The organism is Streptomyces sp. NPDC000151, from assembly GCF_040301705.1.
Classification (GTDB): domain Bacteria; phylum Actinomycetota; class Actinomycetes; order Streptomycetales; family Streptomycetaceae; genus Streptomyces.
This window is the reverse complement of record NZ_JBEPFC010000061.1, coordinates 12,995-39,527: the sequence shown is the minus strand read 5'-3', so window position 1 is coordinate 39,527 and position 26,533 is coordinate 12,995. Positions and strand designations below refer to the sequence as shown.

Genomic DNA, 26,533 nt, shown 5'->3' with positions numbered 1-26,533 from the left:
CCGGTGGCCGCCACGCCCGTATGCCGTCGGGACCCGTCGGGGTGGGCCCCTACGGCGGCCGCCCGGCCCGCCCCCCGGCGGGCCGCACGGAGTTCACAGCTCGACCAGCACCGCCCCGGTGTGGTCGCCCTGGACGAGTTCGCGCAGCGCCTCCGGGGCCTGGTCCAGGCCGCGCAGCCGGCTGTGCGCGAAGATCAGCGTGCCGTCGCGCAGGCCGCGCCCGAACTCCTCGGCCCACTCCTGCGCGAGGCCCGGGTGGTCGCGTACCGAGAAGCCGCGCAGCGCGACCCGCCGGGTGACCACCAGCGCGGTGTCCAGCTCGACCGGCGCCGTGGTCCCGGCCCCCGCCCCCAGCTGCGCCGACAGCGCGCCCACGAGCGCGAACCGGGCGCCGGTACGGGCCGATTCGAGCGCCGCCGCCAGCTGCTCGCCGCCCACGGTGTCCAGCAGGACATCGATGCCGTTCGGCGCCGCCTTGCGCAGCTGCGGGCCGATCGGCCCGGCGCCGCGCAGCACCACCTCGTCGTAGCCCAGCTCCTTCACCAGGTACTCGGCCTTGCGCTCCGAGCCGGTGGAGCCGATGACCCGGCGCGCCCCCAGGCGCCGGGCGAGCTGGCCCGCGAGGCTGCCGACGCCGCCGGCCGCGCCGGTGATGAACACCGTGTCACCGGGCCGTACCCGCGCGATGTGCACGAGGGCGCCCCAGGCGGTGGCGCCCTGCGAGAGGTGCGCCGCCGGGTCGGGCAGCGCCTCGGGGTCGATGCGCTGCGCCCGTGCCGCGTCCACCAGGGCGTACTCCCGCCAGCCCAGGTCGTGCCGGACCAGGTCGCCGGGCGCGAAGCCGCCGCCGGGCGCCTCGACGACCTCGCCGATCGCCGCGCCCCACAGCGCCCGGCCCGGCACGAAGGAGGGCATGGGCAGCTCGGCCCCGGTCATCATCGTGCGCATCACGGCGGTCACGGCCATGATCCGGTTGCGCACCAGGACCGTACCCGGGGCCGGTTCCGGCAGCGGAGTGTCGACCACCGTGAAGTGATCCGGTGTCAGGGCGCCGTCGGCGCGGGCGGCGAGGCGGACTTCGCGGTGGGTGGCGGGGTGGACGGGCGCGGCCATGGGGGGAGGCTCCTGGGGATAGAGGGCTGCGGACGATTGCAGGGCCCGTACGCACGCGCCGCGTCCGGACTCGGGGGCCGACCGTTCACGACCGGTAGGACCGGAACGAAGCTTTCCCAAATCTCCACGACAGATCAATACCGTCTGGTTGGATTATTGTTTGCGCCGTCAATAGAATTCGGCCAGATCCGCGGAAGGCGGACGCACCCCAGAGCGAACATGCGGAGGACCGCCGGTGGCCAAGCAGGAACGGGCAGTGCGCACTCGACAGGCCGTCCTCGTGGCAGCGGCCCAGGTCATCGGCGAGCGCGGCTATGAAGCGGCCACGATCGCGGAGATCATCCAGCGCGCCAAGGTCACCAAGGGCGCGCTGTACTTCCACTTCCCGTCCAAGGACGCCCTGGCCCGCGCGGTCATCGCGGAACAGACCGAGATGCTGGTCCCGCCGCCCAGCGACTCCCGGGTGCAGGACGTCATCGACTTCAGTCATCAGGTGGCGCGGGCGCTGCGCGAGGACCCGGTGCTGCAGGCCGGCACCCGGATCGCGGTGGAGACCACCTTCAGCCACGAACCGCTGGTGCCGTACCAGGACTGGATCGAGATCGTGACCAGGATGTTCACCGAGGCGCGCGAGCGCGGGGAGTTGCTGCCCGCGGTGAACCCGGCGAAGGCCGCGGAGTTCGTCGTGTCCGCGTACATGGGCGTGCAGCTCTTCTCCCACGCCGCCGCGAACCGCACCGACCTGCACGAGCGCGTCACCTCTCTGTGGCGGCACATCCTGCCGAGCCTGGCCTCGCCGGGAGCCATGAGCCACCTGACCCCCAGCGGCCGATGGGAGCGCCACGCCGCCTGACCGGCCCGGCACCTCCTCCGACGGCGGCCCCTCGGCCGCCGTCTTCCGACGTCCTGAGCAACTCGTCGCTGCGTGTGGCGCGGCCGAAAACGGCCGTGGCTCGATAACTATGCCGTCACACGTAACACTTCTGCCCAAAGATTCACTCTGAAGCACTAGAAAACAAACCAGCCGGTTCGTATCTTGGGGCAGCAGGCGCTGAGTAAGGGCGCAGCCCGCGCCCGTCCAGGGAAGGAACCCGCATGCCCGACGTTCTGACCGTGCCGCACTCCGTCCGCGGCCGACTCACCGCGCCTTCGGGGAAATCCCCCGCACTCGCTCCGCAGCGGCCGCTGACCACCACGGTTCCGCGGGAGTACGTCCACCGCAGCTCGGTGACCGAGGTGTTCCTCACCGACTGGCGCGGCAACGGTGACGACGCCTGGACCGTCGACGCCCAATGGCCGCGCGCCCACAGCTTCTACGGCCCCGCGCACGGACTGCACGACCCGATGATGCTGGCGGAGACCGTGCGGCAGGCCGGCCTCCTGCTCAATCACGTCGGCCACGGCATCCCGCTGGGCCACCCGGTGATCTGGGGAAGCATGCGGTACTCCGCCGACCCCGAGGCGCTCGCGCTCGCCGGCGCCCCCGCCGACGTCGAAGTACGCGTGCACGACCACGACATCGTGCGCAGAGGCAGCCGGCTGTCCAGCATGCGGCAGATCTTCGACGCCTATCGGGACGACCGGCGTCTGGGACGCGTCGAGTGCACTTTCACCTGCCACATCCCGGCCGTCTACCGGCGGTTGCGCGGCCCGTACGCCGACCTCGGCCACGCCCTCGCGCGCGCGATCCCGCCGGCCGCTCCCGTCCGCCCGGCGCTCGTCGGCCGGGACCGCCCGGCCGACGTGGTGCTCTCCCCCACCGCCGAGACCGACCGCTGGCAGCTGCGGGCCGACATCTCCCACCCGGTGCTCTTCGACCACCCCGTCGACCACGCGCCGGGGATGCTGCTGGTGGAGGCCGCCCGGCAGGCCGCGTACGCCGCGGTGGGCCCAGGCCCCTCGATCGCCGCCGCGATGGACTGCTCCTTCGTCCGCTACGGCGAGCTGGACGCGCCGTGCTGGATACGGGCCGAGGCCGCCGGGCACGACGACGCCGGCCGGCCGCGCGTCGCGGTCACCGCGGAACAGCACGGCCACCCTGTTTTCACCGCCACGGTGAGCTGCGCTCCCGTCGGCTGACCGGCGGACCGCGGCGGCCGGGTACGACGGCCGCGCACCCCGCCCGGCCCGTCCGCCGGGCGCGTCATCCCCCCAGCGTCAGCCGCTGCTTGGGCCCGTCCGTACGCCCCGCCGGCGGAATGCGGCTGCCTGCCCGGTACGGCGCGGGCCAGGGCGCGCCGGGGCCGGAGTACCCCTGTTCCGCGGCGGCGTGCAGGGTCCAGTTCGGGTCGTAGAGATGCGGCCTGGCCAGCGCGCACAGGTCGGCGCGCCCCGCGAGGATCAGCGAATTGACGTCGTCCCAGGAGGAGATGGCGCCGACCGCGATCACCGGGATGCCCACCGCGTTGCGGATGCGATCGGCGAACGGCGTCTGGTACGAGCGTCCGAACGCGGGCTGTTCGTCAGCGACCACCTGCCCCGTGGAGACGTCGATCGCGTCGGCTCCGTGCGCGGCGAAGGCCCGCGCGATCTCCACCGCGTCCTCGGCACCGGTGCCGCCCGCCGCCCAGTCGGTGGCGGAGATCCGTACCGTCATGGGCCGCCCGTCCGGCCAGACGGCGCGTACCGCGTCGAAGACCTCCAGCGGGAAGCGCAGCCGCGCGGCGAGGTCGCCGCCGTAGGCGTCGGTGCGGTGGTTGGTGAGCGGCGAGAGGAAGCCGGAGAGCAGATAGCCGTGTGCGCAGTGCAGTTCGAGCAGGTCGAAGCCGGCGCGCGCGGCACGCTCGGCGGCGCGTACGAAGTCCTCGCGCACGCCGGCCAGCTCGTCCGCCGTGAGCGCGTGCGGTATCTGGTTGACGCCCTGCCGGTACGGGAGCGCGGAGGCGGCCACGAGCGGCCAGTTGCCCTCGGGGAGCGGCTGGTCGATGCCCTCCCACATCAGCCGGGTGGAGCCCTTGCGGCCCGAGTGGCCGAGCTGGACGCCGATCGCGGTGCCGGGCGCGCCGGTGTGCACGAAGTCGGTGACCCGGCGCCAGGCGGCCTCGTGCTCCGGCGCGTACAGCCCTGTGCACCCGGGTGTGATGCGGCCCTGCCTGCTGACGCAGACCATTTCCGTCATCACCAGGCCTGCGCCGCCGAGGGCCCGGGCGCCGAGGTGGACGAGGTGGAAGTCGCCCGGTGTGCCGTCGGCGTCGGCGCTGTACATGTCCATCGGGGAGACCACGACGCGGTTGCGCAGGGTCAGCCCGGCGAGCCGGAAGGGCGTGAACATCGGCGGCGTACCGGGCGGCACGCCGGCCTCCTCCTCGACCGCGGTGACGAAGCCGGGGTCGCGCAGCCGGAGGTTGCCGTGGGTGACCCGGCGGCTGCGGGTGAGGAGATTGAAGGCGAAGCGGCGGGCCGGCTGGTCCGCGTACTGCGCGAGGTTCTCGAACCACTCCAGGCTGGCGCGGGCTGCCCGCTGGGTGGATTCGACGACGGGCCGGCGCTCGGCCTCGTACGCGGCGAGCGCGTCGGGCAGCGCCGCGTGCTCCTGGAGGCAGGCGGCGAGCGCAAGGGCGTCCTCGATGGCGAGCTTGGTGCCGGAGCCGATGGAGAAGTGGGCGGTGTGCGCGGCGTCGCCGAGCAGCACGACGTTGCCGTGCGACCAGCGCGCGTTGGTGACCGTACGGAAGGCGGTCCAGGCGGAGTTGTTGCCGTACAGCGGGCGGCCGCCCAGCGCGTCCGTGAAGATCTTGGCGCACTGGTCGGCGGACTCCTGCGCGGGGCAGGCGTCCCAGCCGGCCCGCCGCCAGACGTCCTCGTGCGCCTCGACGATGACGGTGCTCGCGCGCTCCCCGTACGGATACCCGTGCAGCTGCAGCACCCCGTGCTCGGTCTCGGCGATGTCGAAGCGGAAGGCGTCGAAGGCGAGGTCGGCGGAGAGCCAGATGTAGCGGCAGCGGTGGGTGGTCAGGTGCGGGCGGAAGACCTCGGCGTGCGCGCCGCGGGTGGCGCTGTGCACGCCGTCGGCGGCGATCACCAGGTCGTGGTCGCGGGCCAGGACGGCGGCGGGCGGCGCCTCGGTACGGAAGCGCAGCCGTACGCCGAGGGCGCGGCAGCGCTCGTGCAGCAGCTGGAGGAGGCGGCGGCGCCCGATGGCGGCGAAGCCGTGGCCGCCGGAGGTGAGGGTGCGGCCACGGTGCACGATGTCGATGTCGTCCCAGCGCACGTACTCGCGGCGCAGCGCTTCGTGGACGACCGGGTCGGCCTGTTCGATGCCGCCCAGGGTCTCGTCGGAGAGGACCACGCCGAAGCCGAAGGTGTCGTCGGGCGCGTTGCGCTCCCAGACGGTGACCTCGCGGGCCGGATCCAGCCGCTTGAGCAGGACCGCCGCGTACAGGCCGCCGGGGCCGCCCCCGATGACGGCCACCCGGCCGCCGGGCAGCGCCCCGTCCCCGGAGCTCATTTCCCCTGCCACTTCGGGCCGCGCTTGGCGGTGAACGCGGCGTGGAACTCGGCGTAGTCGGCGCTGTTCATCAGCAGCGCCTGGGTCGCCGCGTCCATCTCGACGGCCGCCGCGAGCGGCATGTCCAGCTCGGCGGTGAGCAGCGCCTTGGTCTGGGCGTGGGCGAGCGCCGGCCCGGCCGCGAGCCGGCGGGCCAGCGCGGCGGCGGCCTCGTGCGCCTTGCCCTCCTCGGCCAGCTCGCTGAGCAGCCCGATCCGCTCGGCCTCGGGAGCGCGCACGGCCTCCCCCAGCATCAGCAGCCGGGTGGCGTGCCCGAGGCCGACGACGCGGGGCAGCAGGTACGCCGCGCCCATGTCGCCGCCGGAGAGCCCGACCTTGGTGAAGAGGAAGGCGAAGCGCGCCGAGGGGTCGGCGATGCGGAAGTCGGCGGCGAGCGCGAGGACGGCGCCGGCCCCGGCTGCGACACCGTGCACGGCCGCGATCACCGGGAACGGACACTCCCGCAGCGCCCGTACGACCTGACCGGTCATCCGGTTGAAGTCCAGCAGCTGGCCGGTGTCCATCTCCAGCGTGGCGCCGATGATCTCGTCCACGTCGCCGCCGGAGCAGAAGCCGCGGCCCTCGCCGCCGAGTACCAGGGCGCGCACGGCGCGTTCCCGGGAGAGCTCGGCGAGCAGGTCGCGGAGGTCGGCGTAGGCGCCGAAGGTGAGGGAGTTGAGGGTGTCCGGGCGCGCGAGGGTGACGGTGGCGACCCCGTCCTCCCTGGTCACGCGGAGGTGTTCCCATGCGTCGGTGGCGTGCGCGGAACCTGTGAACGGGCTCATGGGCGTCGTGCCCCCTTCAGCCGGAGGGCTGGTGCCTGGCGGTATCTGCCGGTATCCGGCGTTACCTGTTCCGGGAAGTTATCACGCAACCGTGACCGCCGTCACGAGTACGCGATAAGGCATCCACCCGGCACTCCCGACGTCGCTACAAGCCGTGACGAGCCGTCCGCCGCAGAGGTTCGTACCGTTATAAGAGGACATCACGCCCCGTGAACGGAAACGCACCTTGCCGGAGCCAGCCGCGCCGTCGTCCTGGCGGATCACGCTGCCGCACACCACTGCCGCAGTGCCGATCGCGCGCGCCCTGATCCGGATGGCGTTCACGGACATGCGGGTGGCCACGGACAGCGACACGGCCGAGCTGCTCACCGGCGAGCTGGTGGCCAACGCCGTCGAGCACACACCGGGAGACAAGCCGATCGAGCTGGTCATCGAGGTGCTGCCGAGCGGCCACCCGCACGTCGAGGTGCACGACAACGACCCGGCGCCGGTCCAGGGCCTGGGCGACGACGCCCCGCCGGAGATCGACCTGCTGGACGAGGGCGGCCGGGGGCTGCTGCTGATCCGCACCCTCAGCGCGGCATCCGGCTACCGGCCGACCGAACAGGGCAAGGCGGTGTGGTTCCGGCTCCCGGCAGCGCCGGGAGCCGGTACGGACTGAGCGCCCGCCGGGCCCGGACCGGGCCCCCGGTTCACTCCTTCGGCGCCACTTCGGCAGCGGATTCGGGCGCGGTGGCGGCCAGCCGCGAGCGCCGGCGGCCGTACAGCGCGTACACCAGGGCGCCGACCACCAGGAACGCGGCGAACTGCAGCCAGGTGGCCGGGCCCGTGCCGTAGATCAGGTACAGGCAGAACGCGATCCCCAGCAGCGGGCTGAGCGGGAAGAGCGGCACCCGGAAGCGGCGCGGCAGTTCGGGGCGGGTGCGGCGCAGCCGCATGACGCAGACGTTGACCACGGCCATGACCGCGAGGGTCCCGATGGTGGTCAGATTCATGACCACGTCCAGCGGCACCACCGCGGCCGGCACCGCGAAGACGACCGCGACGATCCAGGTGCCCCGGACCGGCGTCGACGTCTTCGGCGAGATCCGTTCGAACACCCGCGGGATCAGCCCGTCCCGGGACATCGACATCAGGATGCGGGTCTGGCCGTACATCACCGCGAGGACGACGGACGCGATGGCCACCACCGCGCCGAAGGCGATGATCCCGCCGCCCAGCGCCGAGCCGGTGACCCGGTCGACGATCAGGGAGAGCGCGGCGGGCTTGTCGGCGACGTCGTCCGCGGAGAGCGCGCCGATCGCGGCGAGCGCGACCAGGCAGTACAGCACGGTGACGAGGCCGATGCAGATCAGGATCGCGGCGGGAATGTTCCGCCGCGGGTTCTTGACCTCCTCGCCCGCCGTGGTGACCGCGTCGAAGCCGATGTACGAGAAGAACGCGACCGAGGCGCCGGAGGTGATGCCGGCGGCGCCCTGCGCGGCGAACGGCGAGAGGTTGCCGTACCGGAAGGCGGTGAAGGCGATCACGCAGAAGAGGATCAGTACGCCGATCTTCAGGACGGCCATCGCGGCGGTGGCGCGGGCGCTCTCCCGGATGCCGCGCACGAGGAGCGTGGCGGCGAGCAGCATGACGACGACGGCGGGGAGGTTGAGGACGCCGCCCTCGCCGGGCGGCGCGGACAGCGCGGCGGGCAGCTGCCAACCGACCAGGCTGTCCAGCAGCTCGTTGAGGTACTGGCCCCAGCCCACCGCGACCGCCGAGACGGACACGCCGTACTCCAGCAGCAGGCACCAGCCGACGAGGAAGGCGGTGCGCTCGCCGAGCGTGGCGTACGCGTAGGAGTACGAGCTGCCGGAGACCGGGATCGCACCGCCCAGCTCGGCGAACGAGAAGGCGGTGAAGACGCAGGTCAGGGCGGCCAGGACGAAGGAGACGACGACGGCGGGGCCGGCCTCGGCGACGGTGTCCGAGAGGCCGACGAAGATGCCCGTGCCGACGATCGCGCCGACGCCGAAGCACACCAGCTGGAAGAGGCCCATGGTGCGCTTGAGGCCGTGGCCTTCGAGATCCGCGCCGGATTCGGCGACGAGCAGGTCGGGGGACTTGATGCGCAGTCCGGACGCGGACATGGGGTGGTTCTCTTCCTGGTGGTGCGACGTGCCCGGCGGGGTGGGCGGGGCACGGAGAAGGGGCGGGCCGATCGGCCCGCCCCCGAGGTTCGGTTCGATGATAACCGAAAATGGTGCATGATCGCCCATTAAGGCGTATTTGTATGCGGCGACCGCGTCCGCGGCGCGTGGTTTCTCCGGTGTGGTTTCTCCGGCCGCTTCTCCGGAGCGCCGGCTCAGCGTCCGAGCGTCGCGACCATGACCGCCTTGATCGTGTGCATGCGGTTCTCCGCCTCGTCGAAGACGACGGAGTGCGCCGACTCGAAGACCTCGTCGGTGACCTCCAGCGACTCCAGGCCGTGCCGGGCGTAGATCTCGCGGCCGACGGCCGTGCCGAGGTCGTGGAAGGCCGGCAGGCAGTGCAGGAACTTCACGTCCTCCTTGCCCGTGGCGCGCAGCACGTCCATCGTCACGGCGTACGGGCTGAGCAGCGCGATCCGCTCGTCCCAGACCTCCTTCGGCTCGCCCATCGACACCCAGATGTCGGTGGCGACGAAGTCCGCGCCGCGCACGCCCTCGGCGACGTCCTCGGTGAGGGTCAGCCGGGCGCCGCTCTTCTCCGCGAGCTGCCGGGCGCTCGCGATCACCGACTCCTCGGGCCACAGCTTCTTCGGCGCCACGATGCGCACGTCCATGCCGAGCAGGGCGCCGGTGACCAGGTAGGAGTTGCCCATGTTGTACCGGGCGTCGCCGAGGTAGGCGAAGGTCAGCTCTCCCAGGGGGCGGCCGGGGCTGTGCTCGATCATGGTGAGCACGTCGGCGAGCATCTGGGTGGGGTGCCACTCGTCGGTCAGGCCGTTGTAGACCGGCACGCCCGCATGGCTGGCCAGCTCCTCGACGTTCACCTGGGCGCTGCCGCGGTACTCGATCCCATCGAACATCCGGCCGAGCACGCGGGCGGTGTCCTTCACCGACTCCTTGTGCCCGATCTGCGAGCCGGAGGGGTCCAGATACGTCGTGTGGGCGCCCTGGTCGGCGGCCGCGACCTCGAAGGAGCAGCGGGTCCGGGTGGAGGTCTTCTCGAAGATCAGGGCGATGTTGCGCCCCTTCAGCCGCTGCTCCTCGGTGCCCGCGCGCTTCGCGGCCTTCAGCTCCGCGGCGAGGTCGATCAGGTGGCGGAACTCCTCGGCGGTGAAGTCCAGCTCCTTGAGGAAATGGCGGCCCGTGAGGTCAATCGCCATGGCAGGCTCCTAGGTCGCGGCCAATGGGGTCGGGTACGGCCTCGCGGTCGCATCAGGTACGACGTTGCGTCGCAACAGGCACGACCGGGCGGTCGAATATGGAAGTGTATACGACGCCGCGCATTCCTATTCAACGAGCCGGAGCCGCCCGCGGGCTCACCCGATCCCGTCCCGCTCCACCGGGCAGCTCATGCAGCGCGGTCCGCCGCGGCCCCGCCCCAGCTCGCTCCCCGGGATCGTGATCACCTCGATCCCGCGCTTCCGCAAAAACGTATTGGTCGTGACATTACGCTCGTACGCCACGACCACGCCCGGCTCGACCGCCAGGACATTGCAGCCGTCGTCCCACTGCTCGCGCTCCGCCGCGTGCACGTCCTGCGTCGCGGTCAGCACCCGCACGCCGTCCAGGCCGAGCGCCGCCGCGATCGCCCGGTGCATGTGCTCCGGCGGGTGATCGGTGACCTTCAGCTCCCGCTCGCTCGCGCCCGGCTCGATCGTGTACGAGCGCAGCATCCCCAGCCCCGCGTACTGCGTGAACGTATCGCCGTCCACCATCGTCATCACCGTGTCCAGGTGCATGAACGCCCGCCGCTTGGGCATGTCCAGCGCCACGATCGTCTGCGCGGAGCCGGCCGCGAACAGCCCGCGGGCCAGCATCTCCACCGCCTGCGGCGTGGTCCGCTCGCTCATCCCGATCAGCACCGCGCCATTGCCGATCACCAGCACGTCGCCGCCCTCGATGGTGGAGGGGTACGCCGCCTGGCCCTCGGACCACACGTGGAAACGTTCGTGCGTGAAGAGCGGGTGGTACCGGTAGATCGCCTCGTAGTGGACCGTCTCGCGCTGCCGGGCGGGCCAGCGCATCGCGTTCACCGACACCCCGTCGTACACCCACGCCGAGGTGTCCCGCGCGAAGAGGTGGTTCGGCAGCGGCGGCAGCAGGAAGTCGTCCAGGTCCATCACGTGGAAGCGCACCGATGTCGGCTCGGGGTTGCGCTCCAGGAACTCCCGCTTGGTCATCCCGCCGATCAGCGCCTCGACCAGCTCCCCCAGCGGCAGCTCTTCGAACGCGGCCCGGAGGTGGTCGGTGGCCAGCGGCCCGTACTCCTTCTCGTCGAAGACCCGGTCCAGCACCAGCGCCCGCGCCTCCGGGATGCGCAGGCTCTCCGCCAGCAGGTCCCCGAAGAGGTGCACCTCGACGCCGCGGTCGCGCAGGGTGTCGGCGAAGGCGTCGTGCTCGGCCCGCGCGCGCCGCACCCACAGCACGTCGTCGAAGAGCAGCGCGTCCTTGTTGGACGGGGTGAGCCGCTTCAGCTCCAGGTCGGGGCGGTGCAGGATGACCCGGCGGAGATGACCGACCTCTGAGTCGACATGGAATCCCATCCCCCCATCCTGGCCGGATTCAACGATGATCACTCGGTATCCGGGAAGGTGGGTGCGGCGCGTGGGGGACGGTGGACGCGGCGCGGCACGGCCCCGGCCGGGTCCCGGTCCACCCGGCTCGCGCCGGGCGGACCGGTGCCGGGCGGACCGGTGCTCCTCAGCCCAGCTGGCTCTGCACCTGCGAGGAGATGATCTCCAGGTGGTCCAGGTCGTCGAGGTCCAGCAGCTGGAGGTAGAAGCGGGAGGCCCCGGCCTCCGCGTACCGGCCGATCTTCTCGACCACCTCGGCCGGCGAACCGGCCAGGCCGTTGGCCTTCAGGTCCGCCACGTCCCGGCCGATGGCCGCGGCGCGGCGCGCCACCTCGGCGTCGTCCTTGCCCACGCAGGCGACCAGCGCGTTGGAGTACACCAGGTCGTCGCCCTTGCGGCCGATCGCCTCGGCCGCCGCCCGCACCCGGCCGAACTGCCGCGCGGTGTCCTCCAGGGAGGCGAAGGGGATGTTGAACTCGTCGGCGTACCGCGCGGCCAGCCGCGGCGTGCGCGTCGCGCCGTGCCCGCCGATCAGCACCGGCACCTTGCGCTGCGCGGGCTTGGGCAGCGCCGGGGACTTCTCCAGCTGGTAGTACGTCCCCTCGTACGAGAACTCCTCGCCGACCGGCGTGTCCCACAGCCCCGTGACGATCGCCAGCTGCTCCTCCAGCCGCGCGAACTTCTCCTTGGGGAACGGGATGCCGTACGCCTTGTGCTCCTCCTCGAACCAGCCCGCGCCCAGGCCCAGCTCGACCCGGCCGCCGGACATCTGGTCCACCTGGGCGACCTGGATGGCGAGCACGCCGGGCAGCCGGAAGGTACCGGCGGTCATCAGCGTGCCGAGGCGGATGCGCCGGGTCTCACGGGCCAGACCGGCGAGCGTGATCCAGGCATCGGTGGGCCCGGGCAGCCCGTCCGCCGTGCCCATCCGCAGATAGTGATCCGACCGGAAGAATGCGTCGAAGCCGAGGTCCTCGGTGGCCTTGGCGACGGTGAGGAGGGTGTCGTAGTCGGCACCCTGCTGAGGCTCGGTAAAGATTCGCAGATCCATCCCCCCATCTTCCCCCTGCCCTCCCCCCGCCCCCCGCCAACCCACCACCTGGGCCCAGCCCCCGGCCCGGCCCCCGGCCCAGCCCTCGGCCAGGCCCCCGCTCAGCCGCCCGCCCGCGCTCGTCAGTGCGCCGGGGCGGGGCATCGGTCTCCTCGTCAGGCCAGGTCGCGGTCGTGGGGGCGGTCGCGGACGAGGAGTTGTTTGAGGATGGCGGCGGCGCGGTCGCGGGACTCGTCGGCCGCGTCCATCGCCTCCACGCACGTCCAGTAGAGGCCGTCCTCCTCGGCCGCGCAGACGACGCTCACCAGGGCCTCGCACACCTCGGCCAGCAGGCCGCACAGGTCCGTCAACGCGAGCTTGCTGTCCCGGACTTCGGACAGCTGGGCCGCCCTGGGGCCGTACGATCTCGGTACCGGACACAGCACCGCCGCGCCCGACCGGCCTCCCGCCTCGCCCAGCCTCCGCGCCTTGGCCCGCACCTCGAACGGTCCCGATATCGCCAGGAGGCTGCCGACCGCCTCCGCCAGGGCCTGCGCCTGCCACGCCTCTATGACGATGTCCTGGACCGTCCGCGCCTGGGCCAGACCGTGCCGACTGGCCGCGATGATCCGCACCGCATCCATGCACGACCCCTTCCCTTGCCCTCGTCCGCTGCCTTGCGCACACCTGCCACTACCCAGAGTGAACTGAAACCGCCGAAAGCGCTAGAGTAATTCGCAAATCTGTGGACAACTAAGGCGAGTTTGCGAGATCCATCACTCCGGAGAGTGACGACCGGGTCGATTCGCGGGGAATCGTTCCTCATTGCGCTCGATCTTCGCGGCGAGCGCGGCCGCCGCGTCGATGCCCAGTACGCCGCAGAACTGGAGCAAGTACGCCAGCACATCCGCCACTTCGTCCTCGACCCGCGCCGCGGATTCCTGGTCGGTCATGATCTTGGCGGACTGCTCCGGCGTCAGCCACTGGAAAATCTCGACCAGTTCGGACGCCTCGACGCTGAGCGCCGCGGCGAGGTTCTTCGGGGTGTGGTACTGCTGCCAGTCCCGGGCCGCCGCGAAGTCGGCCAGCCGGCGCTGCAAGGTCTCAAGATCTTCACTCATGCCCCCAGGTGTAGCACTCCGACCTCCGGCAGCCGGGCGGCGGCCGAGGCGTCCGTCACCGTCCCCAGCAGCCGGACGTGGCCGCGCGCCGCCATCCGTACGGCCAGCGCGAACAGTTCGGCCGACTGCCGCCGGTCCAGGCAGCGGTCCAGCCCGTCCACCACCACGGTCAGCACCTGACGGGCCGGCAGCACCTCGGCCACCGGGTCGACGGCCAGCACGCCGGGGCCGGTCAGCAGCACCAGCGCCAGCGCGAGATAGCGCAGCTCGCCGTCGCCCAGCCAGTCCAATCGCCGTGCGCCGGGCTCCGCGCGGAGCTCCCGCACCGGGCCCGGGCAGCCGGCGCGTACCGCGTCGACGAGCGCCGCGTGGCGGGTGGCGCACTCCCGGCCGGTGCGCTCCAGTACGGCGGCGAGGTTGCCGCAGTCCGGCCGCAGCCGTGCGCCCTCGGCGGCGTCCGCCACGCCGGCCCCGGAAGACGCGCCCGCCCCCGGCCCGGGGCCTGCGGCCCGTGCCACCGCGCGTACCGCCTCGGGCCGTGGGTCGCAGACGAAGGAAGAGCGCAGGGCGATCAGGGTCTGTTCGGCGGCGGCCAGCACCAGGCGCTGCCCCGCCGTCGTGCCCGCGACGCGCAGCGGCAGCAGCGCGGTGCCCAGCCGGTCGTCGGGGAGCGGCGCACGGGTGACGGGCGCGGCCCCGGCGGTGAGCCACGCGGCCTGCACCGTGCGGCGGCCGGGGTCGGTGAGCGCGGTGGTGAACAGCGTCCGGCCGCCGCCGGTGAGCCGTTCACCGGCGATCCGCAGCTCGGGTTCGGTCTGCACGGCGATGTCGAGGCGCGTCGGGCCCGCCGGTCCGTCGACCGTGCAGCCGATGCGGAAGCCGCGCCTCCCCTGCGCGTCCGGCGCGGCCCGCTCCGGTACACAGGCCGCCGCGCCGCCCGGTACGGCGGCGAGCGCCCCGTCCAGCGGCTCGCCCGCGCCGAGCCGGACGAGCAGCCCGTACGCCTGGAGCGCGCTCGACTTGCCGCTGCCGCTCGGGCCGGCGAGGAGGGTGAGGGGGCCGAGCGGGTAGGTCGCGCCGCGGTGCGACTTGAAGGCGGACAGGCGCAGCTCGGTGACGAGGGGGCGGGGCGGCCCGCTCGCCTCGGCGCCCGGGCCCGGGCCCGCGCCCGCGCCCGGGCCCGCCTCAGCGGCGGGGTCCGCGCCCGGGCCCGTCTCCACGGCCGCGGCCGTCGCGCCCTCTTCCGTACGGCTCCAGGGGTCCATGGCGGGAACGCTAGAGAGCCGGGCCGCCGGAGAACCGTTCCGCCGGACGGCCGTTCCTACGAACGGGGGACGCCGGCGCTGCGCCTACGGGCGCGGCGCCGCCCCCGCCCGTGGTTCCTCGACCTCCGTGCCGACCGGGGCGAGCAGGAAGACGTTGGTGTCGACGCGGTGCATGCCGCTGCCGATGCCGAAGACGACGCCGCTGGAGAAGTCGAGGATGCGCTTGGCCACATCCGTGTCGGCGCTGCTCAGGTCGAGCAGCACGGGCACTTGGGCCATGAGGTGTTCGGCGACCTCGCGGGCGTCGGCGAAGGTCTGGACGCGGATGACGATGAACCGGCGGGACGCCTCGCTCGGTTCGTCGTCGGGAAGCGCCCGGTGGTCGGGCCATGAGGGCCACTCGCGGCCGCCGCGCAGCGGGACGACCTCAGCGAGGCCCTCCCACTGTTCGTCGGTGGCGTCGGGGCGGGTCACCGGATCACCTCGCTCGCAAGGGCGCTGGGCAGCTGCGGTATCTGCATCGAGCAATTCTAGGGATATACATACAAACCTGACGGGGCATGACACGCGTTCGGCGTCATCCGTTGCCCCCATCCTGCACCATGGCGCCTGGCCAGCGCATACTCTGCGACATTTGTCCGACCCCGACGGCGGACGGACCAGCTGAAAGGAACGACCCTGAACACCCCCCTCGCGGAGGCGCTCTCCGCGGCGCTGCTCGTCGTCGTGCTCGTGTGCGCGGTCGTACGGCCGTTCCGGCTGCCGGAGGCGGCCATCGCGGTACCGGCCGCCTCCGTCGTCCTCGCGACCGGGGCGATCCCGCTGGCGCACGCGCGGGAGGAGGCCGCGCGGCTCGGCCCCGTGATCGGCTTCCTGGCGGCCGTACTGGTGCTGGCCCGGCTGTGCGCCGACGAAGGGCTCTTCGAGGCGTGCGGCGCCTGGATGGCACGCGCCGCGGCGGGCCGTCCCCGGCGGCTGCTGGCCGCCGTCTTCGGCCTCGCCTCGGCGATCACCGCGGTACTGAGCCTGGACGCCACCGTCGTGCTGCTCACCCCGGTCGTCTTCGCCACCGCCGCCCGGCTGGGCGCCCGCGCGCGGCCGCACGTCTACGCCTGCACCCACCTCTCGAACACGGCCTCCTTGCTGCTGCCGGTGTCCAACCTCACGAACCTGCTCGCGTTCGCGGCGAGCGGGCTGAGCTTCACCCGGTTCGCCGCGCTGATGGTGCTGCCGTGGCTGGTCGCCATCGGTACCGAGTACCTGGTCTTCCGCCGTTACTTCGCCGCCGACCTCGACGCGGAGACGCCCCCTCCGGCTGCCGCCGAACCGCCGGACGTACCGGTGTTCGCGCTGGTCACCGTGGTCTGCACGCTGGCCGGCTTCGTGGTCGCCTCCGCGCTCGGCATCGACCCTGCGTGGGCGGCGGCGGCCGGCGCGCTGGTGCTCGCGGCCCGCACGCTCGCCCGCCGCCGTACGACCGTCCGCGCCGTCCTGGGCTCGCTCTCGCTGCCGTTCCTCGCCTTCGTGCTCGCGCTCGGCATCGTGGTGCGCGCGGTGGTGGACAACGGGCTCGCCGACGCGCTCGGCCGTCTGGTCCCCGACGGCACGTCACTGCCCGCGCTGCTCGGCGTGGCCGCGCTGGCCGCCGTACTGGCCAACGTGATCAACAACCTGCCCGCCGTACTCGTCCTGATCCCGCTGACCGCGCAGGGTGGCCCCGGCGCGGTGCTCGCGGTCCTGCTCGGCGTCAACATCGGGCCGAACCTCACCTACGCGGGGTCGCTGGCCACGCTGCTGTGGCGGCGCATCCTGCACGCGCACGACACCGATGTGGTGCTCAAGGACTTCACCCGGCTCGGCCTGATCACGGTGCCCGCCGCGCTGTCCCTTGCGGTGGTGGCGCTGTGGGGATCACTGCGGCTCCTCGGAGGCTGAGCGTGCCAGGAGTTCCGCCAGGTGCGTCCCCCGCCGCCCGGTCAGGTCGGCGAGCTGGGTGCGGCAGCTGAAGCCGTCGGCGAGGAGCGGGGTGCCGGGGGCGGAGCGGCGTACGGCCGGGAGGAGCGCGTGTTCCGCGACGGCCACGGAGACGTCGTGGTGGCCGCGTTCGACGCCGAAGTTGCCGGCCAGGCCGCAGCAGCCGCCGAGGCGTTCGACGATGGCGCCGGCGGCGGCCAGCAGCGCGGCGTCGGCGTCCCAGCCCATGACGGCGTGGTGGTGGCAGTGCGGCTGGGCGACCGCGGTGGTGCCGGTCAGATCGGGCGGGGACCAGCCGGGGGTGGCGCTGAGCAGTTCGGCGAGCGTGCGGGTGGCGGCGGCGACCTCCCGCGCGGCGGCGGCCTCCTCCGCTCTCGCCTCGCCCGCCGCGGCCCCGTACACGCCGCGCCCGCCCAGGAGTTCCGCCGCGTCCGAGCGCAGTACTCCGGTGCAGGACGGTTCGAGTCCGACGACCGGTATGCCCGCGCGTACGTACGGGAGGAGGGCGCGGACGGTGGCGCGCACGCGGCGCCGGGCGGCGTCCAGCTGGCCGGTGGAGATCCAGGTGAGGCCGCAGCACACGGGGCGTTCGGTGACCCGGACCCGGTAGCCGGCGGCTTCCAGTACGGCGACCGCGGCCCGGCCCGTCTCGGGCGCGAAGGCGTCGGTGAAGGTGTCGACGAAGAGCACCACGTCGCCGTGGGGCGCGTCTTCCTGTGGTGCCCGGTCCCGGTCCGCGAACCATCGCCGGAACGTCGTCCCCGCGAAGGTGGGCAGCGACCGCCGCGCGTCGACGCCCGCGCTCCAGGTGAGGAGCGGATGCAGCAGCCGGGAGCGCAATACCGCATTCGCGACCCGGGCCGCGCCCGGTGTGCGGGCGATCAGCCGCGTCCAGAGGGGCAGCCGGCCCAGCGCGTAGTGGCTGCGGGGGCGCGGGTGGAGGAGTCCGCGCCCGTACCTCTGGTGCAGTGCCTCCGCCTTGTACGCGGCCATGTCGGTGCCCGTGGGGCAGTCCGAGGAGCAGCCCTTGCAGGCGAGGCAGAGGTCGAGGGCGTCGTGGAGGGCGGGCGAGCGCCAGCCGTCGGGGCCGAGGGCGCCGGAGGCGACGTCCTGGAGGACGCGGGCGCGGCCGCGGGTGGAGTCCTTCTCCTCTCGGGTGGCGAGGTAGCTGGGGCACATCACGCCGCCGGTGGCGGTGGTGTCGGCGCGGCACTTGCCGACGCCGGTGCAGCGGTGCACGGCGCGCGAGAGGTCGCCGCCGTCGGCGCTGTGGGCGAGGGCCAGGGTGGGGAGTTCGCGGCGGGTGAGGGGGCGGGCACCGGCGGCGCGTACGGCGTGGTCGACGGGGTCGGGGCGGACGATGACGCCGGGGTTGAGGAGGTCGTCGGGGTCGAAGAGGGCCTTGACGCGGGCGAACAGGCCGAGTGCGGCCGGGGAGTACATCAGCGGCAGGAGTTCGCCGCGGGCGCGGCCGTCGCCGTGTTCACCGGAGAGGGAGCCGCCGTGCCGGGCGACGAGGCGGGCGGCCGCGAAGAGGAACTCGCGCATGGCCTGCGTACCGCCGGGGGCGCCGAGCGGGAAGTCGATGCGGACGTGGAGGCAGCCGTCACCGAAGTGTCCGTAGGGGACGCCGGTGAGGTGGTGGTCGGCGAGGAGGTCCTCGAACGCGCGGAGGTACGCGCCGAGCCGTTCGGGAGGTACGGCGGCGTCCTCCCAGCCCGCGTGGGCCGGTGCGCCGTCAGGGGTGCGGGCGACGAGGCCCGCGCCGTCCTCGCGGATGCGCCACAGGGCGGCGGCCTCGGCGGGGTCGGTGACGGTACGGGAGTCGAGCGCGCCGGCGTCCCGTACGAGCCGGGCCGCGGCGTCCACCAGGTACGGCAGGCTCTCGCCGACGAGTTCGACGAGGAGCCAGCCCTCGCCGCGCGGGAGGGCGGGGACGGCCGCGCGGCCCCTGCGGGCGGTGACCGTGCGGACGATGCGGGCGTCGAGCCCTTCGCAGGCGACCGGCGTGTGCTTCAGGAGCGCCGGTACGGCGTCGGCGGCGTCCGCCATCGTGGGGTAGCCGAGGACGGTGAGGACGCGGTGCGGGGCGTCGCGGACGAGGCGGAGCCGGGCGGCGAGGGTGAGCGCGAGGGTGCCTTCGCTGCCGACGAGGGCGCGCGCGACATCGAAGCCGCGCTCGGGCAGGAGGTGTTCGAGGGCGTAGCCGGAGACCTGGCGGGGGAAGCGGCCCAGTTCGGTGCGGAGGAGGGCGAGTTCTTCGCCGACGGTGCGCCGGAGGGCGGTCAGGAGGGGCGAGGCGGTCGCCTCGGAGGACCCGAGCCGCAGCCGCTCCCCCGCCCCCGTGAGGACATCGAGGCCGAGCACGTTGTCGCTGGTCCGGCCGTATCCGAGGGCCCGGGAGCCGCAGGCGTTGTTGCCGATCATGCCGCCGAGGGTGGCGCGGTTGTGGGTGGAGGGGTCGGGGCCGAAGCGCAGGCCGTGCGGGGCCGCGGCGCGTTGCAGGTCGGCCAGGACGACGCCGGGTTCGACCAGGGCGGTACCGGCTTCGGGGTCGATCTCCCGTACGCGGTTGAGGTGGCGGCTGGTGTCGACGACGACGCCGGGGCCGATGGCGTTGCCGGCGATGGAGGTGCCGGCGCCGCGCAGGGTGAGCGGTACGTGGTGCGCGGCGCAGACCTCGCGTACGGCGGCGATCTCGTCGGCGTGTCGCGGGACGACGACAGCCTGCGGGCGAATGCGGTAGAGGGAGGCGTCGGAGGCGTACAGGGAGCGGGCGAGGTCGGAGTCGTCGGCGCTGGGCACGCCGGCGCGGCGGAGCGCGGCGGTGAGCTCGGCGCCGGCCGCGTCGGCCTTATTGCGGGGCCGGTGTCCGGACGGACGCATGGCGCTCCTTCCCGGTGGGTCGGTCGGCGGCGCTCCGGCGGCGGCGGAGCGCGATGAGGACGACGCAGAGCAGGCTGAGCGCCGACATCGCGACGATGTAGGTGACCATCAGCCAGGGGCTGCCGTCGCCCGCCGAGAGCAGTGCGGTGAGGATCAGCGGGGTGCATCCGCTCGCGAAGACGCCGGAGACCTGGTAGACGCAGGAGACGCCGCTGTAGCGGACGTTGGCGGGGAACAGGCCGGCGTAGAGCGCGGCCTGCGGGCCGTACATCGCCCCGTAGAAGAGGCCGAGGGTGACGACCAGGGTGCCGCCGATGACCAGTACGGAGCCCGTGTCGAAGAGCGCGAAGGCGGGGACGGCGGAGACGCCGAAGAGGACGGCGCCGAGGCCGAAGGTGCGCAGCAGGCCGAAGCGGTCGGAGAGCGCGCCCCACAGCGGGATCATCGGAACGCAGACGGCCGCGGCCGCCATGACACCGATGAGGGCGTGGGTGCGGGGGACGTGCAGTTCGGTGGTGGTGTACGCGATGGCGAAGACACCCCAGGTGTTGAACGCGATGCCCTCGGCCATGCGGGTGCCCATGCCCAGCAGCAGGTTGACCTTGGAGGTGCGGAGCAGCTCGACGAGGGGGATGCGGGCCCGGGTGTGCTGCTCGCGTACGGAGCGGAAGGCGGGCGTCTCGTAGACCTGGAGGCGGATGTAGAGGCCGATGAGGACCAGTACGGCGCTGAGCAGGAAGGCGATGCGCCAGCCCCAGGCGAGGAACTGCTCGCTGTCCAGGGTGCTGGAGAGCAGCGCGAAGACGCCGGTGCCGAGCATCAGGCCGGCGGGGACGCCGATCTGGGGCCAGCTGCCGTAGTAGCCCTTGCGGCCTTCCGGGGCGTGTTCGACGGACATCAGGACCGCGCCGCCCCATTCGCCGCCGATGCCGATGCCCTGGAGGATGCGGAGCAGGACGAGGAGTACCGGGGCCCAGACGCCGATGGAGTCGTACGTCGGCAGGACGCCGATGAGGCAGGTGCCGGCGCCCATGATGAACATGGTGGTGATCAGGGCGGTCTTGCGTCCCACCCGGTCGCCGAAGTGGCCGAAGACGATGCCGCCGAGGGGGCGGGCGACGAAGCCGATGGCGAAGGTCGCGAAGGCGATGAGGGTGCCGACGAGGCTGTCGAAGCTCGGGAAGAAGAGCTTGTCGAAGACGATGCCGGCGGCGGTGCCGTAGAGGAAGAAGTCGTACCACTCGATGGTGGTGCCGATGGCGCCGGCGAGGGCGATCTTCCCGATGGGGCTCGGGGTCTGTGCGGTGGATGCGGGCACGGCTGCGCTCCCTTCACCAGTTGCGGAGCGACTCGCGGAAGATCCGGCCGGCCGCTTCGGTGGTGAGCGGGCGCGGTACGACGGAGAGCTGGCGGGACTGCTTCATCGTGCCGGAGACCAGGGTGTCCAGGTCGGACTCGGCGTAGCCGAAGGCGGCGATGCCGTTGGGCATGCCGATGTCACGCAGGAGTTCGCGCAGGACGCGGGGCAGCGCCTCGGCGCCCTCGTCGGGGTCGACGGGCCGGCCGCCGATCAACTCGGCCGCGCGCAGGTGGCGTTGTGGGTTCGAGGGGTACGTGAAGCGGAAGGCGGCCATGGCGGTGGAGGCGACGGCCTGGCCGTGCGGGACCATCGGCATCTCCGGATAGCCCTCGGCGCGGTAGTTCTCCACGGCGCCGGCGATGGGGTACGCGTTGGCGTGCGGGATGTGCGTACCGGCGTTGCCGAAGCCCATGCCGGTGACGGCGGACGCGTACGCCATGCCCTGCCGGGCCTTGAGGTCGTTGCCGTTCATCACGGCCCGGCGCAGGTGGGTGCCGACCAGTTCCATGGCCTTCTCGCACCACACGTCGCTGATGGGGTTGGCGCCGCAGAACGCGGCGCGCGCCGCGGCGTCGGGGAAGGCGGGGCGGGCGTCGAAGGTGAGCGCGGTGTAGCTCTCGGCGGCGTGGGTGAGGACGTCCATGCCACTGGCGGCGGTGACCTGGGCGGGGACCGACAGGGTGGTGAGCGGGTCGACGACGGCGAGCGCGGGGCGCAGCCGGGGGTGGCTGATGCCGGCCTTCAGGCGCAGGTCGAGCAGGTCGACGACGCAGATGGTGGTGGCCTCGGAGCCGGTGCCCGCGGTGGTGGGGACCGCGATGAGGGGCTTGACGGGCAGCTCGGGGACCTTGCCGCCGCCGACGGGCGGGGCGATGTAGTCCATCAGCGTGCCGGGCTGGGTGGTGAGGAGGTTGACGGCCTTGGCGGTGTCCATGGCGGAGCCGCCGCCGACCGCGACGTACCCGTCCCAGCTGCCGGAACGGGCGAAGGCGACGGCCTCCTCGATGCTGCGGTCGGTCGGCTCCACGGCGACGCCGTCGAAGACGTCGGCGCCGAGCCCGGCGGCCTTGATCGCGTGCGCGACGCGGTCCGGCACGTCGCTCGCGGCGACGCCGGGGTCGGTGATGACCAGGGCGTTGGTGACGCCGAGTGCGCGCAGGTCCTGGCCTATCTCGGCGAGGCGCCGAGGCCGAACTTCAGGGGCGGCGCGGCCCAGGTGAAGACGGTCTCGGTGGGGTGCTCGAAGTGCGGCATGAAGTCTCCTGGCGTAGGGCCGATGAAGATCTTTGGAAGGCCGTCCACAATGTGGAGCAGTACCTGCAAGCTAGGACGGCAGGTGCCCGCCGTCAATGGGCGTGCACGGCTCGGTAGGCTGCCGCGGGTGAGTGAGCGACGCGCCAAGGCACCTGACACCCCGGCCGGCACCCAGGCCATCGGCCGCGCGATGGCCGTGCTGCGGCTGTTCATCGAGGCCGAGGGCGACGTCCAGGTGACCGAGATCGTGCAGCGCCTCGGGCTCACGCCCGGCACCGCGCACCGCGTCGTCGGAGCGCTGGCCGCCGAGGGCTTCCTGCGCCGCAATCCCGCGACGGAGGGCTACTACCTGGGCAGTACGGCCATCCTGCTCGGCCAGGCGGCGCAGCGGGCGCTGGGCGCCGACCGCGCGATGCCGCTGCTGAAGCAGCTCAACGAGGAGACGAACGAGTCGGTCAACCTCGTCGTGCGGGACGGCGGCGAGTCGGTGGTGGTGATGCGCGTCCAGTCGACGCTGCCGCTCCGCTTCGAGCAGCACCCCGGGGCGCGCTTCCCGCTGTACTCCACGGCCTCGGGCAAGGCGATGATGGCGTTCGCGGAGGACGTCGAGGACTATCTGGCCGCCCTGCCCGAGCGGTTGGCGGCGGTCACGCCGCATACGGTGACCACCCCGAAGCGGTTCGCTGACGAGCTGCGGCGCACCCGGGAGCGCGGCTTCAGCATCGACAACGAGGAGAACGTCGAGGGCGTCCGCTGCATCGGCGCCCCCGTACTCGGCGCCGGGGGCCACGCCCACGCGGCGGTGGTGATCCAGGTCCCCGCCGTCCGCCTCCCCGACGCCCGCGTCCGCGCACTCGCCCCGCGTCTCATGGAGATCGCCGGCCAGGTCGCCCAGGTCGTCCCGTCCGAGCGCACGATGCGAGCGGTGCGCTACGGGACGGACGAGAGCGACCTCGGGGCCGGCTCATAGGGCCCGTACTTCAGACCCGGACGTCAGCCCCGCGCGAGGCCCTGTGCAGGGTATGTGCCGGTCGTCGTCGGGGTATGGACAGAGCGTTGTCATGGACGCTTAATGTGACTCGCCATCAGCGTTACCGGTGGGTACACCACCGGGCGCTGCCCCGCCGTCCGAGGAGCCCGATGAGATCGAGAACGCGCCTCGCCACCAGCGTCATAGCCACGGCGGCGGCCGCTCTGGTCGCCGCCACCCTGCCCACAGCCGCCACCGCCCGGCCGGCCCCCGACCGCGCCGGAGCCGTCCGCAGCGCCGACGCCGCGCTCGCCGCGCACGCCACCCAACTCGGCTTCACCGCCGCCCAGGACACCTCCGTACGCGACGTCGTCATCGACTCCGACGGCAGCCGGCACGTCCGCTACGACCGGAGCTTCGGCGGAGTGCCCGTGCTCGGCGGCGACCTGGTCGTCCACCTCTCCCCCGACGGCAGCTACCGCGGCGCCTCCCGGGCCACCCGCAGCGACCTCGCCGTCCCCACCGTCAAGCCCCTGATCAGCGCGACGAAGGCCGCGGGGCTGGGCACCGCGGCGCTGCGCGCCGCCAACTCCGGTACCGCGCTGCGCAAGGTCGCCGCGAAGCCGCTGCTGGTCATCGACGCGCTGCACGGCGCACCGCAGCTCGCCTGGCGGACCACCGCCGCAGGCCAGGACGGCAGGGGCAACCCCGCGGCGCACGTCGTGCTCACCAACGCCCGTACCGGCAAGGCGATCGACTCCTGGGACCGGCTGGAGACCGTGACCGGCGACGGCAAGTCGCTGTACGGCGGGACCGTGCCGCTGGAGACCACCAAGTCCGGCACCACGTACCAGCTCAAGGACGCCACCCGCGGCGGCACCTACACCGGTGACGCGCAGAACAAGACGGACTCCTGCATCCTCGGCATCTGCTGGGGCCGCGCGCCTGCCGCCCTCTTCACCGACGCGGACAACCACTGGGGCAGCGGCACCACCGCCGACCGCTCCTCGGCCGCGGTGGACGCCCAGTACGGCACGGACACCACCTGGGACTACTACAAGAACGTGCACGGCAGGAACGGCATCGCCGGGGACGGCAAGGGCTCGTACAACCGCGTGCACTACGGCAGCGGTTACAACAACGCCTTCTGGGACGACACCTGCTTCTGCATGACGTACGGGGACGGCGACGGCAAGGTCTTCGGGCCGCTGGTCGCGCTCGACGTCGCCGGGCACGAGATGTCGCACGGCGTCACCGCGGCGACCGCCAACCTCACCTACTCCGGGGAGTCCGGCGGCCTCAACGAGGCGACCTCCGACATCTTCGGCACGCTCGTGGAGTTCTACGCGAAGAACGCGAGCGACCCCGGTGACTATCTCATCGGCGAGAAGATCGTCCGACCGGACTTCGGGCAGGCCGCGCTGCGCTACATGGACAAACCGTCGAAGGACACCAAGTCGGCGGACTGCTGGAATTCGAAGGTGAAGGACCTCGACGTGCACTACTCGTCCGGGGTCGCCAACCACTTCGCCTATCTGCTCGCCGAGGGCAGCGGCCAGAAGGTGATCGGCGGGGTCACGCACAACTCGCCCACCTGCAACGGCAGTACGGTGCAGGGCATCGGCAAGGACAAGCTCGGGAAGATCTGGTACCGGGCGCTGACGGTCTACATGACGTCCGGGACGAACTACGCCGCGGCCCGCACGGCCACGCTGAACGCGGCGAAGGACCTGTACGGCGCGGGCAGCGCCGAGCAGAACGCGGTGGCCGCCGCCTGGTCGGCGGTCTCCGTCGGCTGACGCGACGACCCCGTACCGGCCGGGTGGCCGCCCCGCCCGGCCGGTACGGTTGCCGACCATGGCCGAAAGCACCCTGTGGACCCTGTCGATCGCCGCGGTCACCGGCGGCACCGCAGTGCTGGCCAGCTGGGTCACCAGCCGCGGCGCCACCCGCGCGGCACGCGTCCAGGCCGAAACCGCCGCCGACTCCCAGCGCCGCGAACGCCTCCGGGAGAGCCGCCGCACCGCCTACCTGGACCTGATCGAACAGACGCACCGGATGGGCGAGTTGTTCTGGGAGATCTCGGCCGTGCTGCGGCAGCCGGACGCCGAGGGGAGCACGACGGCCCTGCGGCAGCTCAGCGATCGCCAGGTGGCGGAGTACGCGAAGCTCCGCCGCTGTGCGCGGGTCGTGGAGCTGGAGGGGCCGCCGCCCGCGGCCTCGGCGGCGCTCGTGGTCCAGAAGTCGACGGGCGACTTCCACGCGGCGATCGAGCAGGCCCTGCGGACCGGCGCGGGCCCGGAGGACCGGGCCGCCGCCGAGGAGCGGTTCGACGCCGCGTACAGGCCCTTCTGGGCCGCGCTGGAGCGCTTCGTCGACGCCGCGCGCGACGCCCACCAGGGGCGGTGAGCAAGGCCGGCTCAGCGGCGGTGCGCCTGGGAGGGGAGCCTGCCGTAGCGGGCCCGGTAGGCGGCGGCGAAGCGGCCCAGGTGTGTGAAGCCCCAGCGGCCCGCGACCTCGGTGACCGAGACGCCCGGGCCGGCGGCGACCAGGTCGCGGTGGGCGCACTCCATCCGCAGCCGGCGCAGGTAGGCCATCGGTGTGGTCTCCAGGTGCTGTTTGAAGCCGGCCTGCAGGGAGCGCGGCGCGACGCCGGCGATCCGCGCCAGCTCCAGGACGGTGAAGGGGTGCGCGGGATCGGCCTGCATGGCGTCCACGGCGCGCTTGACCGGACGCGGGCAGGTGCGGGTGGCCGGGTCGGCGAGCTCTTCGCGGTACTGGTGCGGGGTGGCGTACAGCATCGTGGTGAGCAGCGAGTCCGCGAGGCCGGTGGCCACCACGGGCTGGGCCAGGAGGCCGGTCGGCGCGGCCAGTTCGCCGGCGAGGGTCCGGGCCAGGGAGACGAGGGTGCGCCCCCGGCCGTGGTACGGGTCCAGGCCGCCGGGGAAGTGCAGCGGCCGCACGGGGTGTTCGAGGTGCTCCGCCAGGGTGCTCTCCACCGCCTGCCGGTCGAAGCTGAGGGCCAGCACCTCGGTCTCGGTGTCCAGTTCGCCGGTGACGGCGCCGGCCGGCTCGAAGACCGGGACCCGGCCGTCGGTGGCGGTGGCCCGGAACACCTCGCCGCGGTGGGACTGCACCATCTGCCCGCTGCACGGCACGTTGATGTGGTACGCGACGCCCAGCCCCTCGCTCCTGCAGAGGACGTCGATGCCGTAGGTCGCGGTGGCGAAAGTGACGGGGCCCAGCTGCAGCGCGCTCATGGCGAAGCCGAAGTCCGCTGGGTCCGTGAGGGGGTTCAGCACCACCGGATAGGAGAGCATGTCGGCGATCCAGGCGCGGGCACGCTCTACGTCGGCGGTGCGGAACGCGCGCGGGCCGCACCGCGCCCGCCGTTCCGTGCCGTGGCCGCGCTCCCCCGGCATCGCCGCCCCCCGTTCCTCGGATCGTCGCTCGCCCTCGCGCAGTGAGCAGCCGACTGCGCTTGGTGTCCCCATGCTACGCAAAATGGATATCGGCGGGCCCCA

The 26,533-nt window shown here is 73.0% G+C and carries 23 protein-coding genes; 7 read left to right on the top strand and 16 right to left on the bottom strand.

The genetic code is table 11. From position 1 onward, the window contains the following. Positions 1-93 precede the first annotated feature (93 nt). A complete protein-coding gene (locus ABT381_RS18735) occupies positions 94-1,113 on the bottom strand; it encodes an MDR family NADP-dependent oxidoreductase (protein WP_351595139.1) in 1,020 nt (339 codons plus the stop codon). Between the two features lie 256 nt (positions 1,114-1,369). Here ABT381_RS18735 and ABT381_RS18730 point away from each other — a divergent pair, with 256 nt between their 5' ends. Both ABT381_RS18730 and ABT381_RS18725 read left to right on the top strand, forming a co-directional pair. Beyond that, on the top strand, positions 1,370-1,966 hold the full coding sequence (locus ABT381_RS18730) for a ScbR family autoregulator-binding transcription factor (protein ID WP_351595137.1): 597 nt from the start codon (positions 1,370-1,372) through the stop codon (positions 1,964-1,966). A 242-nt stretch (positions 1,967-2,208) separates the two neighbouring features. Then, a complete protein-coding gene (locus tag ABT381_RS18725) occupies positions 2,209-3,192 on the top strand; it encodes a ScbA/BarX family gamma-butyrolactone biosynthesis protein (protein ID WP_351595134.1) in 984 nt (327 codons plus the stop codon). Between the two features lie 64 nt (positions 3,193-3,256). On the opposite strand, the gene ABT381_RS18720 is transcribed toward ABT381_RS18725, so the two are convergent. Then, on the bottom strand, positions 3,257-5,560 hold the full coding sequence (locus ABT381_RS18720) for a bifunctional salicylyl-CoA 5-hydroxylase/oxidoreductase (protein ID WP_351595131.1): 2,304 nt from the start codon (positions 5,558-5,560) through the stop codon (positions 3,257-3,259). Then, the gene (locus ABT381_RS18715) at positions 5,557-6,384 is read right to left on the bottom strand and encodes an enoyl-CoA hydratase family protein (protein WP_351595128.1); all 828 of its coding nucleotides are present in this window, start codon (positions 6,382-6,384) and stop codon (positions 5,557-5,559) included. Before ABT381_RS18715 ends, ABT381_RS18720 begins: the two co-directional genes overlap by 4 nt. 226 nt (positions 6,385-6,610) lie before the next feature. Between ABT381_RS18715 and ABT381_RS18710 the strand changes: the two genes are divergently transcribed. Beyond that, positions 6,611-7,045 (top strand): ATP-binding protein, encoded by a 435-nt coding sequence (locus ABT381_RS18710; protein ID WP_351595125.1) that lies wholly within the window; start codon positions 6,611-6,613, stop codon positions 7,043-7,045. A 31-nt stretch (positions 7,046-7,076) separates the two neighbouring features. Here ABT381_RS18710 and ABT381_RS18705 read toward each other — a convergent pair whose 3' ends face one another. The 8 genes from ABT381_RS18705 to ABT381_RS18670 form a co-directional block, all read right to left on the bottom strand. Continuing rightward, the gene (locus ABT381_RS18705) at positions 7,077-8,516 is read right to left on the bottom strand and encodes an amino acid permease (RefSeq protein WP_351595122.1); all 1,440 of its coding nucleotides are present in this window, start codon (positions 8,514-8,516) and stop codon (positions 7,077-7,079) included. A 215-nt stretch (positions 8,517-8,731) separates the two neighbouring features. Further along, positions 8,732-9,736 (bottom strand): ornithine carbamoyltransferase, encoded by a 1,005-nt coding sequence (gene argF, locus ABT381_RS18700; protein ID WP_351595119.1) that lies wholly within the window; start codon positions 9,734-9,736, stop codon positions 8,732-8,734. A 156-nt stretch (positions 9,737-9,892) separates the two neighbouring features. Further along, positions 9,893-11,119: an arginine deiminase gene (locus ABT381_RS18695; protein ID WP_351595116.1), complete on the bottom strand. Its 1,227-nt coding sequence runs from the start codon at positions 11,117-11,119 to the stop codon at positions 9,893-9,895. 157 nt (positions 11,120-11,276) lie between these two features. Further along, complete coding sequence (locus ABT381_RS18690; protein ID WP_351595113.1) at positions 11,277-12,200, bottom strand: LLM class F420-dependent oxidoreductase; 924 nt, start codon at positions 12,198-12,200, stop codon at positions 11,277-11,279. 155 nt (positions 12,201-12,355) lie between these two features. After that, on the bottom strand, positions 12,356-12,823 hold the full coding sequence (locus tag ABT381_RS18685; protein ID WP_351595110.1) for a DUF6099 family protein: 468 nt from the start codon (positions 12,821-12,823) through the stop codon (positions 12,356-12,358). A 132-nt stretch (positions 12,824-12,955) separates the two neighbouring features. Further along, on the bottom strand, positions 12,956-13,300 hold the full coding sequence (locus ABT381_RS18680; protein ID WP_351595107.1) for a nucleotide pyrophosphohydrolase: 345 nt from the start codon (positions 13,298-13,300) through the stop codon (positions 12,956-12,958). After that, the gene (locus tag ABT381_RS18675) at positions 13,297-14,565 is read right to left on the bottom strand and encodes an AAA family ATPase (RefSeq protein ID WP_351595104.1); all 1,269 of its coding nucleotides are present in this window, start codon (positions 14,563-14,565) and stop codon (positions 13,297-13,299) included. The genes ABT381_RS18680 and ABT381_RS18675 overlap by 4 nt, the downstream gene beginning before the upstream one ends. An 84-nt stretch (positions 14,566-14,649) precedes the next feature. Continuing rightward, positions 14,650-15,039 (bottom strand): cell division protein SepF, encoded by a 390-nt coding sequence (locus ABT381_RS18670; protein WP_351595102.1) that lies wholly within the window; start codon positions 15,037-15,039, stop codon positions 14,650-14,652. Positions 15,040-15,243: 204 nt separating this feature from the next. Here ABT381_RS18670 and ABT381_RS18665 point away from each other — a divergent pair, with 204 nt between their 5' ends. Further along, positions 15,244-16,500, top strand: a complete 1,257-nt coding sequence (locus ABT381_RS18665) for an SLC13 family permease (RefSeq protein ID WP_351595143.1) — start codon at positions 15,244-15,246, stop codon at positions 16,498-16,500. Here ABT381_RS18665 and ABT381_RS18660 read toward each other — a convergent pair. Genes ABT381_RS18660 through ABT381_RS18645 form a run of 4 tightly spaced genes read right to left on the bottom strand, consistent with a single transcriptional unit; the run spans position 16,477 to position 22,108 of the window. Further along, the gene (locus ABT381_RS18660) at positions 16,477-19,425 is read right to left on the bottom strand and encodes an FAD-binding and (Fe-S)-binding domain-containing protein (protein WP_351595099.1); all 2,949 of its coding nucleotides are present in this window, start codon (positions 19,423-19,425) and stop codon (positions 16,477-16,479) included. The two genes, ABT381_RS18665 and ABT381_RS18660, sit on opposite strands and share 24 nt — an antisense overlap. Further along, the gene (locus ABT381_RS18655; RefSeq protein WP_351595097.1) at positions 19,394-20,743 is read right to left on the bottom strand and encodes an MFS transporter; all 1,350 of its coding nucleotides are present in this window, start codon (positions 20,741-20,743) and stop codon (positions 19,394-19,396) included. Before ABT381_RS18655 ends, ABT381_RS18660 begins: the two co-directional genes overlap by 32 nt. Positions 20,744-20,756: 13 nt before the next feature. After that, a complete protein-coding gene (locus ABT381_RS18650) occupies positions 20,757-21,911 on the bottom strand; it encodes a hydroxyacid-oxoacid transhydrogenase (protein ID WP_467754195.1) in 1,155 nt (384 codons plus the stop codon). Positions 21,912-21,952: 41 nt separating this feature from the next. Further along, the gene (locus ABT381_RS18645; RefSeq protein ID WP_351595094.1) at positions 21,953-22,108 is read right to left on the bottom strand and encodes a hypothetical protein; all 156 of its coding nucleotides are present in this window, start codon (positions 22,106-22,108) and stop codon (positions 21,953-21,955) included. Positions 22,109-22,166: 58 nt separating this feature from the next. On the opposite strand from ABT381_RS18645, the gene ABT381_RS18640 reads away from it, so the two are divergent. The 3 genes from ABT381_RS18640 to ABT381_RS18630 all read left to right on the top strand — a co-directional run bounded on the left by ABT381_RS18640 (position 22,167) and on the right by ABT381_RS18630 (position 25,418). Then, positions 22,167-23,009, top strand: a complete 843-nt coding sequence (locus ABT381_RS18640; RefSeq protein ID WP_351595091.1) for an IclR family transcriptional regulator — start codon at positions 22,167-22,169, stop codon at positions 23,007-23,009. A 170-nt stretch (positions 23,010-23,179) separates the two neighbouring features. After that, positions 23,180-24,808: a M4 family metallopeptidase gene (locus tag ABT381_RS18635; RefSeq protein ID WP_351595088.1), complete on the top strand. Its 1,629-nt coding sequence runs from the start codon at positions 23,180-23,182 to the stop codon at positions 24,806-24,808. Between the two features lie 58 nt (positions 24,809-24,866). Further along, a complete protein-coding gene (locus ABT381_RS18630) occupies positions 24,867-25,418 on the top strand; it encodes an N-formylglutamate amidohydrolase (protein ID WP_351595085.1) in 552 nt (183 codons plus the stop codon). An 11-nt stretch (positions 25,419-25,429) separates the two neighbouring features. Here ABT381_RS18630 and ABT381_RS18625 read toward each other — a convergent pair whose 3' ends face one another. Continuing rightward, positions 25,430-26,503, bottom strand: a complete 1,074-nt coding sequence (locus ABT381_RS18625) for an AraC family transcriptional regulator (protein ID WP_351595082.1) — start codon at positions 26,501-26,503, stop codon at positions 25,430-25,432. Positions 26,504-26,533 lie beyond the last annotated feature (30 nt).

Excerpts from the sequence above, each read along its gene's own strand:
- ABT381_RS18680 (WP_351595107.1), bottom strand. The coding sequence starts at position 13,300 with ATGAGTGAAGATCTTGAGACCTTGCAGCGCCGGCTGGCCGACTTCGCG.
- ABT381_RS18735 (WP_351595139.1), bottom strand. The coding sequence starts at position 1,113 with ATGGCCGCGCCCGTCCACCCCGCCACCCACCGCGAAGTCCGCCTCGCC.
- ABT381_RS18685 (WP_351595110.1), bottom strand. The coding sequence starts at position 12,823 with ATGGATGCGGTGCGGATCATCGCGGCCAGTCGGCACGGTCTGGCCCAG.
- argF (WP_351595119.1), bottom strand. The coding sequence starts at position 9,736 with ATGGCGATTGACCTCACGGGCCGCCATTTCCTCAAGGAGCTGGACTTC.
- ABT381_RS18675 (WP_351595104.1), bottom strand. The coding sequence starts at position 14,565 with ATGGACCCCTGGAGCCGTACGGAAGAGGGCGCGACGGCCGCGGCCGTG.
- ABT381_RS18630 (WP_351595085.1), top strand. The coding sequence starts at position 24,867 with ATGGCCGAAAGCACCCTGTGGACCCTGTCGATCGCCGCGGTCACCGGC.
- ABT381_RS18720 (WP_351595131.1), bottom strand. The coding sequence starts at position 5,560 with ATGAGCTCCGGGGACGGGGCGCTGCCCGGCGGCCGGGTGGCCGTCATC.
- ABT381_RS18625 (WP_351595082.1), bottom strand. The coding sequence starts at position 26,503 with ATGGGGACACCAAGCGCAGTCGGCTGCTCACTGCGCGAGGGCGAGCGA.
- ABT381_RS18660 (WP_351595099.1), bottom strand. The coding sequence starts at position 19,425 with ATGCGTCCGTCCGGACACCGGCCCCGCAATAAGGCCGACGCGGCCGGC.
- ABT381_RS18715 (WP_351595128.1), bottom strand. The coding sequence starts at position 6,384 with ATGAGCCCGTTCACAGGTTCCGCGCACGCCACCGACGCATGGGAACAC.
- ABT381_RS18635 (WP_351595088.1), top strand. The coding sequence starts at position 23,180 with ATGAGATCGAGAACGCGCCTCGCCACCAGCGTCATAGCCACGGCGGCG.
- ABT381_RS18690 (WP_351595113.1), bottom strand. The coding sequence starts at position 12,200 with ATGGATCTGCGAATCTTTACCGAGCCTCAGCAGGGTGCCGACTACGAC.
- ABT381_RS18695 (WP_351595116.1), bottom strand. The coding sequence starts at position 11,119 with ATGGGATTCCATGTCGACTCAGAGGTCGGTCATCTCCGCCGGGTCATC.
- ABT381_RS18705 (WP_351595122.1), bottom strand. The coding sequence starts at position 8,516 with ATGTCCGCGTCCGGACTGCGCATCAAGTCCCCCGACCTGCTCGTCGCC.
- ABT381_RS18725 (WP_351595134.1), top strand. The coding sequence starts at position 2,209 with ATGCCCGACGTTCTGACCGTGCCGCACTCCGTCCGCGGCCGACTCACC.